Raw genomic sequence first — 17,163 nt, 5'->3', positions numbered from 1 at the left:
ATTTACTTCGATAATTGAAATATATTAATAATAAAAATAATATACCAAATTTTCTGTATAGTTACAAAAAACTGTTAATTTTATGGTCGATGGCAGCGGGCAAGGCGTATGAAAGCAATAATACAATTTAGGAAATATCAGCGTACTATCAGTAGTAGTGTCAAAAAACAAATCAAAAAAATCAGGAGGAAATTATTATGAGTATCGGTTTCTTTAATGGAGAATTTATTGATATTTATAAAGCAGTCATACCAATTGAGGAGCGCGGTCATCAATTTGGTGATGGGATATACGAAGTAATAAAGATTATTGATTCGAAACCCATTTTGCTGGACGAACATCTAATCCGCTTAGAAAATAGTGCGTCCTCCATATTGTTAGAGCTTCCATATACAATTATTGAAATCAAAGGAATTATTATGGAAGGGATTCATCAATCGGGGTTAAAGAATGCTGAAGTTTATGTTCAAATCACTCGGGGAGTCTCGCCAAGAAACCACCTTTTTCCTGATGTCTCTGCTTCTTTTACGATGACGGTAAAACCATCAAAAGAAATTCCGGCTCAATATTATTTACAGGGTATAAGCACCATCACTTTAAGGGATGAACGCTGGGCTAATTGCCACGTGAAGTCGCTGAATTTGCTGCCAAACGTAATGGCAAAGCAGATTGCAGCAAATTCAGGCAGCTTTGAAGCAATCCAGGTAAGGGATGGAAAGGTTACGGAAGGCTCAAGCACCAATGTCTTTGCCGTTAACAATGGCATTATATATACAACCCCATTAACCAGCAATATTCTTCCAGGTATCACGAGACAGGCTATACTCCAGGCAGCAAAGTATACGCAAATGAAGTATTTAGAGGAGAATTTCACACCCGAATTTTTAAAGGAAGCTGATGAAGCATTTTTAACGAGCACCTCAGTAGATATACTTCCAATTAGGTCAGTGGATGGCAAATTAATAGGAAACGGAAATCCGGGACGGATCACACTAGAGCTCCACCAGGCATTTCAAAGATTATATGTAACTAGAGAGGTAAATAAATGAAGCCGACTATTGGTGTCACTTCCAATTTGAACGATCAGCTTCTTACCCTTTCAATGGATAATATTGATGCATTAACAGAATCAGGAGCAGTTCCTATTGTTGTTCCGAATTATTTGGTTGAGGAAAATATTAATCAGCTGATAGAAAAGATAGATGGACTTCTTGTAACCGGAGGAGGCGACATTGATCCAACTTTGTTCGGTGAGGAACCTCATCAGCACTTAGGGAGCATTTGTCCTGAAAGAGATTCCTTTGAAATGAGCATCATAACTAAAATGTTAGATCACAATAAACCAGTTTTGGGTATCTGCAGAGGGTGTCAAATACTGGCGATTGCAGCTGGCGGGGATATGTATCAAGATATTTATTTTCAGATGGAAGGTGAGATTTTACAGCATTCTCAAAAAGCACCTAGATGGCATGCATCCCATTTTGTGAGTGTTAAGAAAGATACCTTATTATATAAAATCGTCCAAACGGATAGGATAAAGGTGAACAGTTTTCATCATCAGGCAGTAAGAGAACTGCCAAAAGAATTTGAGGTTAGTGCCATATCAAATGATAGTGTCATAGAAGCATTTGAAAGTAAAAAACATTCATTTGTGCTGGGAGTCCAATGGCATCCTGAATGCTTGACTGAAAAGCATGATAAACCCTCATTATTGATTTTTCAGCACTTTGTTAATGCATGTAAAAATAAAAAGGATGTATAAATCTGATGAAAATCATTGATACACACTGTGATGCATTATATAAAATTTATAAAAACCCAAAACTGAAATATGCTGACTCAAACGAGCTTCAAACAAATTTGGAGAGAATTAGTGCTGGCGGTGTAGGTGTTCAATTTTTTGCTGTATTTATAGAGCCGGAAGTAAAAAGCGATGAAAAGTTTCAAGCAGCCCTTGATCAAGTAAATATTTTTCATACAGAGCTTCTTGCTGCAAATCCAAAACTGAAAAAAGTATCTGCTTGGCAGGATATCGATAAACTAAAAAAAGATGAGGTAGGAGCTGTTCTTACATTAGAAGGTGCAGATGCTTTCGGCAACGATATAAATAAATTAAATACCTTATATGAATTGGGTGTCATGTCAATCGGGTTGACATGGAATAATGCCAACCTTTGTGCGGATGGGGTAGGCGAACCAAGGGGAGCAGGTCTGACTGAGTGGGGTAAGGAAGTTGTGAAATTGAATAATCAGCACCATGTATTTACCGATATTTCTCATTTAAGTGAAAAAGGATTTTGGGATGTCATGGATATTGCTGACTATCCTATGGCAAGTCATTCCAATTCCCGTACTATATGTGATCATCCAAGAAACATTACAGACCAGCAGGCACAAGCTTTATTTAAAAAAAATGGCTTCGTTAGTGTTGTCTTTTGTCCGGACTTCATAAAACAATGGAGCACTCCTGAAATTTCAGATCTAATTAAACATATTGAACATTTTTGCAGTTTAGGAGGCGTAAAAGATATTTGCTTAGGATCTGACTTTGACGGAATTAGTTCCTTTGTTAATCGGTTAGAGGACACATCAAAATACCAAAATCTTATTAATGAGCTTCTAAAGCTTTATAAGGAAGAGGAAGTGAGGGGCTTTGCCTTTAATAACTTTCTTAACCATCGCCCAGGCTGCAGATTGTAAAATTGAAAGGGGACTGAATCATGCATTTTTTTGATCGCGAAAAAATGAAAAGAAAAATCGTCACAAAACTGGAACAGCTATGCAATCTGCATGGCGTATCCGGTTATGAGGATGAGGTTACATCCTATGTACTGAAAGAACTTGAAGGATACATAGATGAAGTAAAGGTTGATCCTCTAGGGAATATTATTGGTGTAAAGCATGGATCAGGAAAGAAAAAATTAATGATTGCTGCACATCTTGACGAGATAGGGTTAATGATAAGGCACATTGATGATAGAGGTTTCCTTTATGCAGAACGGATTGGAGGGGTTAGACCTCAAAACCTTTTTGCTAGAACCTGTTTGATAAAGACGGAAAAAGCTACAATAAAGGGCCTTATTAATAGTATCAATCCTGGCAGACCAAAAGCTATGACCGAAATCCCGGATGTAAGTGAGTTTTTTATTGATGCGGGTGTGAAAAGCAGGAGTGAGCTTGAGAATCTCGGAATAGAGATCGGTAACATGGTTTCTATTAATTACGAATTTAATGTAATAGGAAATAGAGTAGTAGGAAAAGCTTTGGACAATCGATTATTAGTCTTTATTCTGCTGGAAGTAATGAAAATCATTAAAGAAACAGGAATTGAGACACTAAATTTATATCCAGTGTTTACTGTTCAAGAAGAAGTGGGCTGCAGAGGCGCAAAAACAGCTGCGTTTACAGTTGATCCAGATATGGCAGTTGCCCTTGATATAACGGTAGCAAATGATACGCCTCAAATTCCTGCACACGAATATATCTCTCAGCTTGATAAAGGACCGGCAATCAAACTTATGGATCGAATCCCAAATGGGACCGGCATGATTGCATCACCTAAAATTGTCAATTTATTAAAAAGGGCAGCTTCCAGTAATGACATAAATTATCAATTAGAAGTGTTCCCTGCTGGTTCTACGGATGCTGCGACCATACACCTGGAAAGAGGCGGGATTCCTTCAGGCGGAATATCAGTTCCCACCAGATATGTTCATGCACATGAGATGGCTTCCATTGATGATATTATGGATACGATTTCCCTATTGCTTCACTTCATTGAAGAAGTATCCCGGCAAAAATAATATTGCCTATAATTTATTGGTAAGGGGGGATTCCTCTATTAATCTGTTTACTAGAATTTTGCTTATAATCATATTGGCTCCCGCAATTTCTTTTGTCTATGTCTCTGCTTCAGGAACAATCACTTTATTAAAGATTATCAACACTATTTTTGTCATATCCCTTATGATTTTTCTGACGGGCAGTGTCATGCTGATTATTCAAAAGGGTATCTTTAACAAATTATTGGATAGCTTTAAGAGTTTTATAAGATCGTTTGACAAAATAAATAGAATGGCTGATCAGATTGAGAGAAGAAATACCAAAACAATCCCTTATGTTGCTGAATCTTTATATACGATGCCTATTCTGATTTCAGGAATCATTCTACTGATCCTTTCTATTTTTGTCTCGATCTTTTTATGATCAATCTATTGCATAGAATTCTTTTATAGCAGACATAAAAAATTTTAATATAAAAAATAGTCTGAATTATGTTAATATAAACAACAATTAATTACCTATAAAATAGGAGGGATTATCATTGTTTGCTAGTGTAAATGGTATAAAACTATTTTTTGATATTGAGGGTGCCGGTTTTGTTCCTGAAGGACCAAGAATGAAAGAAAAGCCAGTTTGCTTTGTTCTCCATGGAGGTCCTGGAGGGGATCATACTGGCTTCAAACCTGGGCTAAGCCCATTAGCCGAACATATGCAGCTTGTCTATATCGATAATCGCGGCAGCGGGAAATCGGAAAAAGGTCCCCGGTCAACTTACACGCTGGATAATAATGTTGAGGATATTGAAGCTTTAAGAAAACATTTAGGGTTGGAAAAAATTGTGCTTCTAGGACAGTCGTACGGCGGAATGACAGCAATGGAATATGCCAGACGATATCAAGAACACCTATTAGGATTAATATTAGTGGTTACAGCCCCAAGTTATAAATTTATAGAAAGAGCAAAGGAAATTGTAAAGGAAAGAGGCACATCAGAACAGCAAGAAATGGCTCAAGTTCTCTGGGACGGATCATTTGTGTCAAATGAACAGCAGTATAAATATTACGAGGTAATGGCCCCGCTTTATACCTATAGCTACCAGGATACTCCAGATGCAGTCGAAGCCAGAAAGAATGCCCAGCAAAGATCAAACCGCTCCTATGAAGCTTTAAATGAAGGATTTGCAGGCTTTTTACGTGAGTTTGATGTCACAGAAAGCTTATCATCTTATAAAATTCCTACCTTGATTATTGGGGGCCGACATGACTGGATCACTCCAATAGAAGCATCTATTTTAATGAATGAACAGATACCGAATAGCAAGCTAGTCATTTTTGAAAATAGCAGTCACAGTGTCTTAAAGGATGAGAATGATAAGTTTATTTCAACAGTTAACAGTTTCGTTAACGAAGAATTAGTGAATAAAGTGCAATTCATTTAAAGATTAAATTCAGAAAAGGGGGCCAATTTAGTTGAAAATAAAAAAAATAAAAGTGTTAGTGCTGCTTTCTATTTTCACATTAATACTTTCTGCCTGCAATTTTAGCGGATCAAAGAGTACAAGTTCTTCGGAGGAGCAAAACAATACCGGATCAGAATCGGCTGAAACTCCATCATCTCAGGTGTTAAATTTGATTGAAGATGATGACATTGCAACATTGGATGTTATGCAGGCCCACGATACAATTTCGAATAACGTTTTATCAAATACTTTTGAAGGACTATACGGACTTGATCAGAATAGCAAGCCTGTCCTTACAGGAGCAGAGGATCATCAAGTAAGTGAAGATGGTTTAACCCATACTTTTATTTTAAGAGAAAATAAATGGAGTAATGGCGATCCTGTTACAGCTCATGATTATGAATTTGCATGGAAGAGAACATTTGAAGAAACTGGATTTTATGCGTATCAATTTGTAAATGCAAAAATCCTTAATGCAGACAGTATTTCAAATGGCGAGAAGTCACCGGATGAGCTTGGTGTTACAGCAAAGGATGACAAAACACTGGTTGTAACCTTATCTGATCCAAGCCCGCTACTTCCTTCCTTCTTATTGTTTAGCCCATTCTTTCCTGTAAACCAAAAATTTGTGGAGAGTCAAGGGGAGAATTATGGCCTGGAAGCTGATCAAGCTGTTTATAACGGTCCTTTTGTGATTACAGAGTGGAAGCATGATCAAGGGTGGAAATATGAGAAAAACGAGAATTATTGGGGTAATGAAGAAGTTAAGCTTGATGAAATTAATGTTTTTGTAGTCAAGGAAGAGTCAACAGCTATCAATTTATATGACACGGGCAAAGTAGACCGTGTTGAAATCTCTTCTGCTTATGTAGATCAATACAAAGAGGACCCTAACTACAGCATTGAAAATCGGGGAACCTTAGGATTCCTCCGTTTTAACCATAATAACGCTGCGCTGTCAAATGAGAATATACGACGTGCCATTGATATGGCTTGGGATAAAAAGGGTCTTGCAGATGTTATTTTAAACAATGGTTCATCACCAACATACTATTTAGTGCCGGAAAGTGCACCGTCTTCACCATCCGGAAAAGAGTTCCGGGAGGTAAACGGCGATTTTACTGGAACAATTGAAGATGCTAAGAAGTCACTTCAGCAGGGATTAGAAGAAATAGGCCAGGATTCAGTCACGCTTAGCATTCTGGCAGCTGACGCTACAGATTCCAGAGCAATTGCTGAATATTTTAAAAGTCAGATTGAAAAGAATTTGCCGGGATTAACAATTGAAATCTCAGTGCAGCCATTCCAGCGGCGTCTTGAGCTGGAAAAAGCTGTTGAATACGATATTTCTATTTCTACCTACGTTCCTTTGAATACCGATCCAATTTCTTATTTGGAAATGTTTGAAACAGGCGGGAATTTCAATCGTATGGATTATTCGAATCCTCAATACGATGAGCTGATTCAAAAGGCTAAATCGGAGCTGGATTTAGAAAAAAGATATGAAATAATGCTTGAAGCAGAAAAGGTTTTATTTGAAGATGCTGCTATCGGACCAATGTATCAAGGAGCGGTTTCAGTTATTCAGCAGCCGTATGTTAAAGGATTTGTATCCCATCCGGCATTGCCTGAGTACAGTTATAAGTGGATAACTATAGAGGGTAAATAATCAAAAATGAGGATGTATCTGCTGATGCATCCTCATTTAAGTAAAAAACCAGGAGTGATCAAATGGGACGTTACCTTTGGACAAGACTAGCGTATATGCTTTTGGCTTTATTTATCATCATATCGCTTACATTTTTATTAATGCAGCTGCTGCCCGGAACTCCATACAGTAATGCAGAAGAGTTAACGGAAGTGCAAATCGAGCAGTTAAATGAAAAATATGGGCTGAATCAGCCGCTTGCCATCCAATATGTAAAATATTTTGGCAATTTGCTTCAAGGAGATTTAGGAGACTCTTTTAAATATGAAGGCCGTTCAGTAAATAGCATTATCGGGGAACGGATTGGCCCTTCAGCATTAATAGGATTTCAAGGCTTAGTGCTAGGAACAGTTGCAGGATTGTTATTGGGAATTATTTCTGCACTTAGACATAATACCATATATGATTACGGTTCAGTATTCCTTGCCGTTTTAGGAATGTCCATCCCTTCCTTTGTGTTTGCAGCACTTTTGCAGTATTTCATCGGAGTTAAGCTTGGATGGCTGCCGCCTGCATTATGGGAAGGATACCAAAATACCATTCTGCCAAGTATTTCATTATCTGTTCTAGTGATGGCCACTGTTGCGAGATATATCCGGACGGAGATGCTCGAGGTACTAGGCCATGATTATGTAATAACAGCAGAAGCAAAGGGCATTAATAGAAGTCAAGTTATTATTAAGCATGTTGTCCGTAATGCACTCATCCCGGTGTTAACAATGATGGCTCCATTAGCAGTTAGTATCATAACTGGTACGTTAGTCATTGAGAAAATATTTGCTGTACCGGGTATCGGAGAACAATTTACTAATTCCATATTAATTAATGACTATAGTGTTATTATGGGGATCACAATTTTTTACAGCGTTATTTTTATTACAGTGATCTTTATTGTTGATCTACTATACGGGGTTCTTGATCCTAGGATAAGACTTGATGGGGGGATAAAGCATTGAAGATGGTCTCCAATGACATTCCGGATGATTTGTTTGTACCGATACCGACTGCAAACAAAGATAAGGATGAAGGATTAACAAGTAATCATATTAGTTTTTGGCAGGATGCATGGATTCGCTTGCGGAAAAATCGCGGTGCCATTATAGGGTTAATCTTAATTCTGTTAATTGTTGCGATGGCGATCATCGGGCCAATGACTTCCCAATTTTCTTATGACGAGCAAAATATCCAATACGCTAATTTGCCCCCTAAGGCTGCAGGAATTGAATGGCTTGGATTTAATGGCAAAGACTTTAATGGTGTTGACCAATATGAAGCAAGAGGGATAAAAGAACAATTTTGGTTTGGAACCGATCAGTTTGGACGAGACATTTGGACAAGAGTTTGGATTGGTACAAGAATCTCACTTTATATTGCTTTATTAGCGGCATTTCTCGATCTTATTATTGGTGTTGCTTATGGAGGTATTTCTTCATTCTATGGAGGAAAAGTTGATAACATTATGCAGCGCATAATTGAGGTCCTTGTAGGTATCCCGAATCTTATCTTAATTATACTGTTTATCCTAATTCTGGAACCTGGAATTATTTCTATCACACTAGCCATGGTTATAACCGGATGGGTAGGAATGGCAAGAGTGGTACGGGGCCAAATTTTACAGCTGAAAGGGCAAGAGTTTGTTCTGGCTTCAAGAACATTGGGAACATCCAACCGGAAACTGTTAACAGAACATCTGCTTCCTAATACATTAGGGCCTATTATAGTTACATTAATGTTTACGATTCCGACGGCTATCTTTTTTGAAGCATTTTTGAGTTTTATTGGGTTAGGGCTTCAGCCTCCGCTCGCTTCCTTAGGTATTTTAATCGATGATGGCTATAAATCTATGAAGCTCTTTGTATATAAAATGATCTTTCCGGCAATTGTCATAAGTACAATTATGATCAGCTTTAACCTGTTGGCGGATGGTCTGAGGGATGCATTAGATCCAAGAATGCGAAGATAAGGAGGAAAGGGAAATGGAACCAATCCTATCCGTAAAAAATCTTAACGTGTCTTTCCGGACTTACGCAGGAGAATTTAATGCTCTCCGGGGAGTTACATTTAATCTGAATATGGGTGAAACTTTAGCAATTGTGGGCGAGTCAGGGTCGGGGAAATCAGTTACTGCCAAAACAATTATGAAGCTTCTTCCCAAACAAAATAGCTTTATAAAAGGAGGAGAGGTTAAGTATAGTGGTAAGGATTTAGTTAAATTGCCCCAGCGGGATATGAGGAAAATCCGCGGATCCGAAATTTCCATGGTATTTCAGGATCCAATGACGTCTCTAAACCCGACTATGTCAATTGGAAAGCAAATTGCCGAAGGTTTAAGACATCATCAAAAGATGACGAAAAAAGAGGCATACATCAAGGCAATTGAGCTGCTGGACTTAGTTGGTATTCCGAATGCAGAAGAGAGGCTGAAGGAATTTCCCCATCAATTCTCTGGAGGCATGCGGCAGAGAGTTGTTATTGCTATAGCTCTAGCGTGCAATCCTAAAATCTTAATTGCTGATGAGCCGACAACTGCACTGGATGTAACCATTCAAGCCCAGATACTGGATTTGATGAAAAATATACAAAAGAAATTAGATACCTCTATTATCCTGATTACGCATGATTTAGGTGTGGTAGCGAATATGGCTGATCGAGTAGCTGTTATGTATGCAGGCGAAATTCTTGAAATCGGCACAGCAGACGATATTTTTTATCAATCCCAGCACCCATATACCTGGGGACTTTTAGCATCTATGCCTAAGCTCCATGCTGGCCGCTCAGAAAGACTGGTTCCTATAGCGGGCTCTCCTCCAGATGTCAGCCAAATAAAGGAGGGGTGCTCTTTTGTGGAACGGTGCCCGTATGCAATGAAGGTATGCCAACAATTCAGCCCAGAGAATTCTGCCATTACCCGTACACATACAGTTTCTTGCTGGTTGCAGGATCAAAGAGCACAAAAATATATGCCTAAAGCAGAATTGGGAGAGGTTAAATATGGAACGTAAGGATACGTTGTTAGAAATCAACAATTTAACTAAACACTTTCACTTAAATAAAGGGAAGGTCTTGAAGGCTGTGGACGGTGTTTCTCTGCAAATTTTTAAAGGGGAAACATTGGGTGTTGTCGGAGAATCAGGATGTGGCAAATCTACTTTAGGCCGCACCATTATTAGGCTGTATGATCCGACATCTGGCCAAGTCATTTATGATGGTGTAAGCTTACAAGAAAAAAGGTCAAAGGAACAGAGGAAAAGCTTTCAAAAGAAAATGCAAATGATCTTTCAGGACCCTTATTCTTCGCTCAATCCAAGAAAAACGGTTATGGAGATCGTTTCAGAAGGTATCCTTATTCATGAGCCGGAGCTAAATCCTTCTAAAAGGGCAGAAAAAGTGTACTATATTCTTGAATTGGTAGGATTAAATAAAACCCATGCTACAAGGTATCCGCATGAATTTAGCGGAGGACAGCGCCAGCGAATTGGCATAGCACGAGCATTAGCAGTTAATCCGGAATTCATTATAGCTGACGAGCCAATCGCCGCATTGGATGTTTCCATCCAGGCTCAAATCGTAAACTTGCTTAAGGATTTACAGAATGAAAGAGGTTTGACGTATTTATTTATTGCTCATGATTTAGCTATGGTAAAGCATATAAGCGATCGAATAGCTGTCATGTATTTAGGCAATATAGTAGAGCTGACCACAAGTGATATTTTGTACCATAAGCCGCTTCATCCCTATACAGAGGCACTGCTATCGGCAATTCCAGTTCCTGACCCTAAAATTGAAAGAACAAGAGAAAGAATTATTCTAGAGGGAAATATACCCAGTCCGATCGACCCTCCCAGTGGATGCCGCTTTCGCACCAGGTGCCGCCATGCAATGGACATTTGCAAGGAAGCCGTTCCGGAGTGGAAAGAAGCAGAAGCAAACCACTTTGTGGCGTGTCACTTATACTAAAGTAGTACCAGGCACCACTCGAATTCTCTTGTTTCACAGGTATGTTTCACAAGAAGTGCCCACTGAACATGTTTCGGTGGGTATTTTTGATGAGTGGGTTGGACCCTAATGAGGGGAAAAATGAATTCGACTTTATACCGGCATTCCAGCTTTACTTTATTTGGAAAACCAATTTCTTGGTATCCTGTTTTTAATCAAACTAATGAAAATTCAAGGGGTAAAAAACAAAACAAGCCGTTTTCCAGAAGTGGGAGAAACGAATATAGGTAAAGCGTGTAAACAGTTTCCCGGCGGAAAGGGAGCTAACCAGGCAGTTGCCGCAGCCAGACTAGGCGGTGACGTATCATTTATTGATGCATCGGTCATGATGTTTTTGCCAAGGAGTTAATCAGGAGATTAGATATCAAGAGAAGTTGGAAAAAGTTTAAATGGGAGGAGAATATTCTAACCCTTTATTTCATGTTCATATCATTAATATTTGAATTTTTATTTTTAATTGATCAAACCTATTCTGTTTATCCTCAGGAGATAGGTGGATATCCATATATAACTGAGATAGCAGTAATTTTGACTACTTTACATTTAATAATCCTGTTTTTCATGTTTGCTTCCAGGGAGCCTAGAATTTTTTAGAACCTAGGAGGTAAAAGAAAAAGAAGTATCCACCCTAGAATATTTCTTATTAATTTGAAAGACATTCATTTAATTTTCTACAAACAATGCCCTCTTTTTTTAAGAGGCATTTTTTTGTATGGAAAATTCTATCTATCTTACCAACCACTGAAATTCACTTTTCCAATTTTTGAAAGAATAATCAATTCATCCCCCTTTACTACTTAACATAAAAGAATATACTTATGGTAGAGAGGTTTAAAGGAGAAGATGTATGTATATTGATAAGGTGAAAGTTGGACAGAATATTAGAAAGATTAGAAAACAAAAAGAACTGACTTTAAAGGAATTAAGTTCTAATATATGTTCCATAGCAAAACTGTCCAATATTGAAAATGGAATTGGAGAGATTTCACTAGAAGACTTAGAGAAAATATGTATTAAATTAAATATTTCTTTACAAGATTTGCTACCTAAAAGTGAAAAATTCTTCTTAGATCAATCCCGAATTGCCTATGCTAGAATAGAAGATTTAATTCGTATGGGATTAAGTGAGTTAGCTCAAGAAAGCTTAGAGAAAATACAAAAAGAGGATTTGTTTTTACCTTTACAAATAAAATATCTAAAGGCCCTTAATTGTTATGAGGGAAGAAACTTTCATAACTCAATGCACTTTTTATTCGATATTCAAAATGAAAAACCATCAAATGAAATAGAAAAAGAACTGATTTCTAAAGCGTATAATCTCACTGGAGTCATTTACTTTACATTAGGGGACTACGCATCTGCTCAAGAAATGTTTGAATACGCAATGAACACTTCAACAAATAAACAGTGGACAAACACAGTGTTATTCAACTTACTTGTCGTTTATTCCACTAAAGGGCAAGTGATTGATGCGAGATTTAAAATAGGTGAAATAAATTATAATAACTTCCCTCATCAACAGAAAATCCGATATATCAAAACAATACTTGATGTACTTGAGGGGGATTACAATCAATCGATCGAGAAGATTTTTGAGTTAAGAAATGAATTTTTTCAGGTGAAAGATTTTGATACTTTTCTAAAGACGATCCTATTTTTTATTTATATTCATGATAAACATCCTAAAATATTTGGTACATACTTAATTGAAGTCGAATCATTTATTTTGGATATAGCAGAGATTAAGAAAATTCCAGAGAATATAAATCCAATACTGTTAACTAACATACTCCAAACTATGGCCTTACATTACTTAAAACAAAAAGACTTTACTAAAGCAATGAATTATTTAAAACATGCCTTTGTATACGAAGCGAAGTATCCTAATGATCCAATGCATGCTTTTACATTTTATTTAGCAGCACTTGTTAACAATCAAACTGAAGATGATAATGAAACACAATTAGATTATCTGAAAAAGGCTATGAATCAAATACAATATGGACAAGCATCTGTATTAAAAGGACTCATTCTTTATCAAATTGCTAAATTAGAAGAGAATGAAACTTCATATTGGAAACAAGCAGCCGATAATTTCTACGATTCCATGCTCATAAATAATTATTTCAACCATATTACTTTAAGTTTGCTTATGCCTGACTTGCTTTATTAAGACCACTTTTTGAGGTAACTCCTCTTTCTATTCATAATAAGAATAGGGAGAGAAAATACATATGAAAAAAATTACATATTTGATAATAATTTTATTATTTTTATTAGTTATTAGTGGCTGTACTCAACTAACTACTGGCTAATATATGGGTAGATAAAGATATATTATACCAAGAGGTTTTACTACGTGAAGGTCTAGCGAGAATGGCTTATGTTTATGAGCCAGATACTCAATACATAGAAAATGACTAAAGCCAGCTCAACAAAAAGCTCAGGATAGCAACAAAAGTATATGGAGTATTCCAGGCTATGTGACAGAAAAGGGATTTAACCCTTAAAAACTATTTGTGAAATCTCTTTTATATTGATAAAATGTTATTATATTCTGGAAGATTCACCCATGCGGGAGAATCATTATCTTCTCATTTTAAAAGACAACATAATATAACTATGTCTATTAACCGCTTCAAGATCATGAAGCGGTTTTTTTATATACTTTTTTAATTCAAGAAAGGGGAGGCAGTATGTTTAATCAGGCTTTTACTCATTTTTTTATACACTTTGATCATGACTCTGTTTATATTGTCGAAAACACTGGGCATTTATTAGATGAATTAACTGAGTTGAATCTAACACCAAATCTAACAGAGACTATTTTAAGTTACAGCAATCACTTGAATGCCAAAGGGCACGTGCACTTCACTTTTAAGGCAGGCTTACAATTTTTTAACGTCATCATAAATAAGAATAAAAGAAATGAATATTTCGATGGGTATATCCTTGACTCTGATTATTTCCACTTATACGACACCAATGAAAACGTCCTCTCAAGAAGATTTCAAATATTATCTAACTTAAAGAATGCATTAAGACGCAAAGAATTCCATCTTGAATATCAACCTATTATAGCAGCTGGTCACGATGAACGAAGACTCTTTGGGGTGGAAGCCTTACTCAGATGGAATCATCCCCAATTAGGGAATGTATCGCCCGCTGAACTAATTCCAGTATTAGAACAAAGCAACTACATCCATGAATTAGGTAATTGGGTTTTGGAACAATCAGCAATGGATCTAAAAAAGTGGAACACTTATTATAGTCAAAGAATAGTTGGCCATGTCAATATTAGTGCCAATCAATTAATGGAACCATCTTTTTCTTCACAATTGGTGAAAATATCGAAGAAGTGTAATTTGGACCCCTCACTTCTTGTTCTAGAAATAACAGAACATAATCTAATAGCTGCGAGCAATATTTTGCTCCAGAACATTGAAGAACTGATCAAATTTGGGGTAAAAATTGTCATTGACGACTTTGGGACTGGATACTCAACCATACAGACACTTTCCAAACTACCTATCTCCGGCATAAAAATTGGTCGTGAATTGTAAAAACCTATTTAAATCTAAGAAGGATGAATTCATACTTGAAATCATCCTTGATATTGCGAAAAAGCTTAACATAGAAATTGTAGCTGAAGGAATTGAGGATGAAACAACCGCGGATGCTTTATTAGAAAAAGGCTGCACTTTCCACCAAGGATACTTTTATAGTAAACCGCTTGAAAAGAATCATTTAGAACAATATATTTACAATCATCGAAATCATTTATTTCTTGATAGTTATCATGGAGACACAATGTAGAATTGCTACTTTGTGTCTTTATTTGTTGAACCTAAGACCTGATGTTAAAATTAATTTAGAAAGCGAGCATTAAAATAAAAGGGGATAACTATGTTTAGAAGTTTAGGTTGTAGTTAGGTTGGTTGCCGGGTGAATTCTTTAAAAATTTTGCGATTTTTTGATAATGGTTGGACAAAAATTTCTTTATGTCCACTTCATCTTTCTTATCTCAATATGGATAGCAAGCTGCAGAAAGGTCCATCGGAAATAAATCCTCCAGTACAACGTGAATTATGCAATTCTAAAATAGGTCTAACTAAATACACTATAATAGATCAAAATAGGCAAATACAAATGGATCTTTGCAAGACCCATTTACGCTCCCTATTAATACATACATTATCTCCAAAAGACTATAAGCATCTAAAGGACCGGTATGGTGTGTTTGCTGATATAAATATTGAGTTTTATCATAAATGATTGCTTGATCATTTAGATGAAATTTTCTACCTTATATGGGAATAATATGTTAGAATTTTAGTAGTAATTCATCACCTCACACTTACCTAATTCCATGCGGAAATAGGATACTCACTAAGATTAAAACGCTCAACAGAGTGATCGTTATGTAATTCCTAACGAATCCTTTGTTGGGCTTTTTTTATTTTATTTTTACCAAAACTTTTTTAAGGAGGAATTTTTATGTATCAACTTTACCTTGTTGATATAAGTTTTATAGCAGGGAGCGGCCTAGACACTTTAGGTTATAAAAAAACAGGTATAGTTTCCTGGTATCGATACTGTATCAAGGAACAGGAACATAGGTGGTTCTACCAAAAATATGATGCTGCAACGGGGGATATTTTAGGCAACTGGATAGAAATCCAAACTCCATTTATACATCCAGAGGAACCTATAGAGCGTTATCGTTTTTTAAATGGGTACTGCTTAGGAGAGCAATTTATTTATGTTCTGGAAGATCTTCGCCAAACAAAATTAAGAGTGGCTGCAGGATAATTACCATTAAGATTATCCTGGCTAATAATTATTAATGAGGAGGCAGAACAATGAGTTACACTTTGGAATACAACCGAATTGTGTATAAGGATTTCAAAAAGAACTTTCTCCTATTAATTAAACAAGGAGATAGTAATAGTTATGATTTGAATTCAAATCTTAGGAGTAGAGACTGGTACCTGGTTGCTGCAGGAACAGAAAAAGAACTTTGGAAAGAAATCGGTAAACGAGCAGGTTCCACAGAAGGCGGCCGTCTGCAGAGAGCAGTTGGCTGGAATGACAGCAAATGGTGGTCTATCGAGGATTATGTGAAACTTTATCGTTCGAAAATTGCTAATGCGCGAAACATGAAACAAATTTTAGATGATTTTCAAATCCGCTTTGTCATTGAGAAATCAGATAAAATTTTGGATGAGGAACTAAATGCTCAAATTGATGAGATGATAAACTCAGTTGAATTCACTTACAAAGGAACTAATTACTATAACAAAGAAAGAAAAATCTTTGAGAAGACTGTTCGCACACTTGATGAATTGTCTTTTTTTGTGGGGAAATTTACCGGAATCGAGATCAAGATGAGATCCACTTTTATTTTCTTCTGGATAGCCTCACTTCTCGAGTATAGGAGGGTATCATATGATCATTGAAAAGAACAGGGTTGCCTATTCATTAGGCGAACGCTCTGGAGAAAAAGATATTCTAACCATTGTTCATGAAGAGGATGGATGGAAGACCCTTGCTGTTGGCTGGCCCTATTAACATTGGTACAAAATTGGTGAAAGGGGTGGTCTAGCTGAAGCTGGTGAACTAAAGTTTGAGGGGCACCTAAAAACTAAAATTGAGCAATATATCCAGACTTATCGTGCGCTCTTAACCCGGCCATTAGATCTCTCCGAACTATTCCATACATTCGAGATCGAGGCAGTCATACAGTTGAATAAAAGTGCTTACGAATATGAAGAAAAGAAAAAGAAAGAGTTGCTCAATTCCTTTGCTTTTAATGAAATTGTACAGAAACAATTTGTATTGAATCTCACTATAGAGAATTCATATTTACTTAAAGAAGCAGTATTAAGCTTCAATTACTATCCAAATCAAGAAATAGCTATTCATAAACCAACTAGGTCATATGAACAATTAGCGCTTTTCTAATTATTGGATATAATGTATAATTTTATTATCTGAATACCGATTATAAGTGACGAAGAACGTACTTAAGCCTTAGGCTAAGTGCGTTTTTTTCGTTTTAAGGAGAAGAATAACAATATGCCTTTATATCAAGTAACTGATACATCAATAAACCAATCTTATACATCGATGATTCATATTAGAAGTGACATAATAGCCGGTTGTGAACGCTAGAATAAAGTTGACAGTTTTTGCTTGATAAGATTTTACACTTCTG

General features: G+C 36.5%; 19 protein-coding genes. All 19 read left to right on the top strand.

Features of this window, described 5'->3' with window-relative positions; translation table 11 throughout:
• The first annotated feature begins 197 nt into the window (after nt 1–197).
• The 19 genes from dat to NR125_RS26160 all read left to right on the top strand — a co-directional run bounded on the left by dat (nt 198) and on the right by NR125_RS26160 (nt 16,910).
• The gene (gene dat / locus NR125_RS26250; RefSeq protein WP_071158536.1) at nt 198–1,049 is read left to right on the top strand and encodes a D-amino-acid transaminase; all 852 of its coding nucleotides are present in this window, start codon (nt 198–200) and stop codon (nt 1,047–1,049) included.
• Nucleotides 1,046–1,762, top strand: coding sequence for a gamma-glutamyl-gamma-aminobutyrate hydrolase family protein (locus NR125_RS26245; RefSeq protein WP_071158538.1), 717 nt, complete (start codon nt 1,046–1,048; stop codon nt 1,760–1,762). Before dat ends, NR125_RS26245 begins: the two co-directional genes overlap by 4 nt.
• 5 nt (nt 1,763–1,767) lie before the next feature.
• Nucleotides 1,768–2,700, top strand: coding sequence for a dipeptidase (locus NR125_RS26240; RefSeq protein WP_071158540.1), 933 nt, complete (start codon nt 1,768–1,770; stop codon nt 2,698–2,700).
• Between the two features lie 44 nt (nt 2,701–2,744).
• Nucleotides 2,745–3,803 (top strand): M42 family metallopeptidase, encoded by a 1,059-nt coding sequence (locus tag NR125_RS26235; protein ID WP_071158819.1) that lies wholly within the window; start codon nt 2,745–2,747, stop codon nt 3,801–3,803.
• 58 nt (nt 3,804–3,861) lie between these two features.
• A complete protein-coding gene (locus tag NR125_RS26230) occupies nt 3,862–4,206 on the top strand; it encodes a DUF3899 domain-containing protein (RefSeq protein WP_071158542.1) in 345 nt (114 codons plus the stop codon).
• A gap of 118 nt (nt 4,207–4,324) precedes the next feature.
• Entirely contained in the window at nt 4,325–5,221 is an 897-nt protein-coding gene (locus tag NR125_RS26225) for an alpha/beta fold hydrolase (protein WP_256816451.1), read from the top strand.
• Nucleotides 5,222–5,252: 31 nt separating this feature from the next.
• Nucleotides 5,253–6,911 (top strand): peptide ABC transporter substrate-binding protein, encoded by a 1,659-nt coding sequence (locus NR125_RS26220; protein ID WP_071158546.1) that lies wholly within the window; start codon nt 5,253–5,255, stop codon nt 6,909–6,911.
• A 62-nt stretch (nt 6,912–6,973) separates the two neighbouring features.
• The gene (locus NR125_RS26215) at nt 6,974–7,906 is read left to right on the top strand and encodes an ABC transporter permease (protein WP_071158548.1); all 933 of its coding nucleotides are present in this window, start codon (nt 6,974–6,976) and stop codon (nt 7,904–7,906) included.
• 2 nt (nt 7,907–7,908) lie between these two features.
• Nucleotides 7,909–8,913, top strand: coding sequence for an oligopeptide ABC transporter permease (gene opp3C, locus NR125_RS26210; RefSeq protein WP_071158821.1), 1,005 nt, complete (start codon nt 7,909–7,911; stop codon nt 8,911–8,913).
• A gap of 13 nt (nt 8,914–8,926) precedes the next feature.
• Nucleotides 8,927–9,952 (top strand): ABC transporter ATP-binding protein, encoded by a 1,026-nt coding sequence (locus tag NR125_RS26205; protein WP_071158550.1) that lies wholly within the window; start codon nt 8,927–8,929, stop codon nt 9,950–9,952.
• Nucleotides 9,942–10,907, top strand: coding sequence for an ABC transporter ATP-binding protein (locus tag NR125_RS26200; RefSeq protein WP_071158552.1), 966 nt, complete (start codon nt 9,942–9,944; stop codon nt 10,905–10,907). Before NR125_RS26205 ends, NR125_RS26200 begins: the two co-directional genes overlap by 11 nt.
• 202 nt (nt 10,908–11,109) lie before the next feature.
• The gene (locus tag NR125_RS26195) at nt 11,110–11,295 is read left to right on the top strand and encodes a PfkB family carbohydrate kinase (RefSeq protein ID WP_071158823.1); all 186 of its coding nucleotides are present in this window, start codon (nt 11,110–11,112) and stop codon (nt 11,293–11,295) included.
• Between the two features lie 498 nt (nt 11,296–11,793).
• Nucleotides 11,794–13,119, top strand: coding sequence for a helix-turn-helix domain-containing protein (locus NR125_RS26190; protein ID WP_071158554.1), 1,326 nt, complete (start codon nt 11,794–11,796; stop codon nt 13,117–13,119).
• 523 nt (nt 13,120–13,642) lie between these two features.
• Entirely contained in the window at nt 13,643–14,509 is an 867-nt protein-coding gene (locus tag NR125_RS26185) for an EAL domain-containing protein (RefSeq protein WP_071158555.1), read from the top strand.
• Entirely contained in the window at nt 14,499–14,762 is a 264-nt protein-coding gene (locus NR125_RS26180; RefSeq protein WP_071158556.1) for an EAL domain-containing protein, read from the top strand. Before NR125_RS26185 ends, NR125_RS26180 begins: the two co-directional genes overlap by 11 nt.
• A gap of 681 nt (nt 14,763–15,443) precedes the next feature.
• On the top strand, nt 15,444–15,758 hold the full coding sequence (locus NR125_RS26175) for a hypothetical protein (protein WP_071158560.1): 315 nt from the start codon (nt 15,444–15,446) through the stop codon (nt 15,756–15,758).
• 50 nt (nt 15,759–15,808) lie between these two features.
• Nucleotides 15,809–16,405: a hypothetical protein gene (locus NR125_RS26170; protein ID WP_071158562.1), complete on the top strand. Its 597-nt coding sequence runs from the start codon at nt 15,809–15,811 to the stop codon at nt 16,403–16,405.
• Nucleotides 16,395–16,517 (top strand): hypothetical protein, encoded by a 123-nt coding sequence (locus NR125_RS26165; protein WP_256816449.1) that lies wholly within the window; start codon nt 16,395–16,397, stop codon nt 16,515–16,517. The genes NR125_RS26170 and NR125_RS26165 overlap by 11 nt, the downstream gene beginning before the upstream one ends.
• A gap of 174 nt (nt 16,518–16,691) precedes the next feature.
• Nucleotides 16,692–16,910 carry a hypothetical protein gene (locus NR125_RS26160; protein ID WP_071158564.1) on the top strand — a complete coding sequence of 73 codons (219 nt, stop codon included), beginning with the start codon at nt 16,692–16,694 and terminating at the stop codon, nt 16,908–16,910.
• The last annotated feature ends 253 nt before the right edge of the window (nt 16,911–17,163 follow it).

It is taken from the genome of Cytobacillus sp. Bac17 (assembly GCF_024519925.1).
In the GTDB taxonomy this organism is placed as follows: domain Bacteria; phylum Bacillota; class Bacilli; order Bacillales; family Cytobacillaceae; genus Cytobacillus; species Cytobacillus pseudoceanisediminis.
The sequence above is the reverse complement of the archived record's forward strand: the minus strand, read 5'-3'. Positions and strand labels throughout refer to the sequence as shown.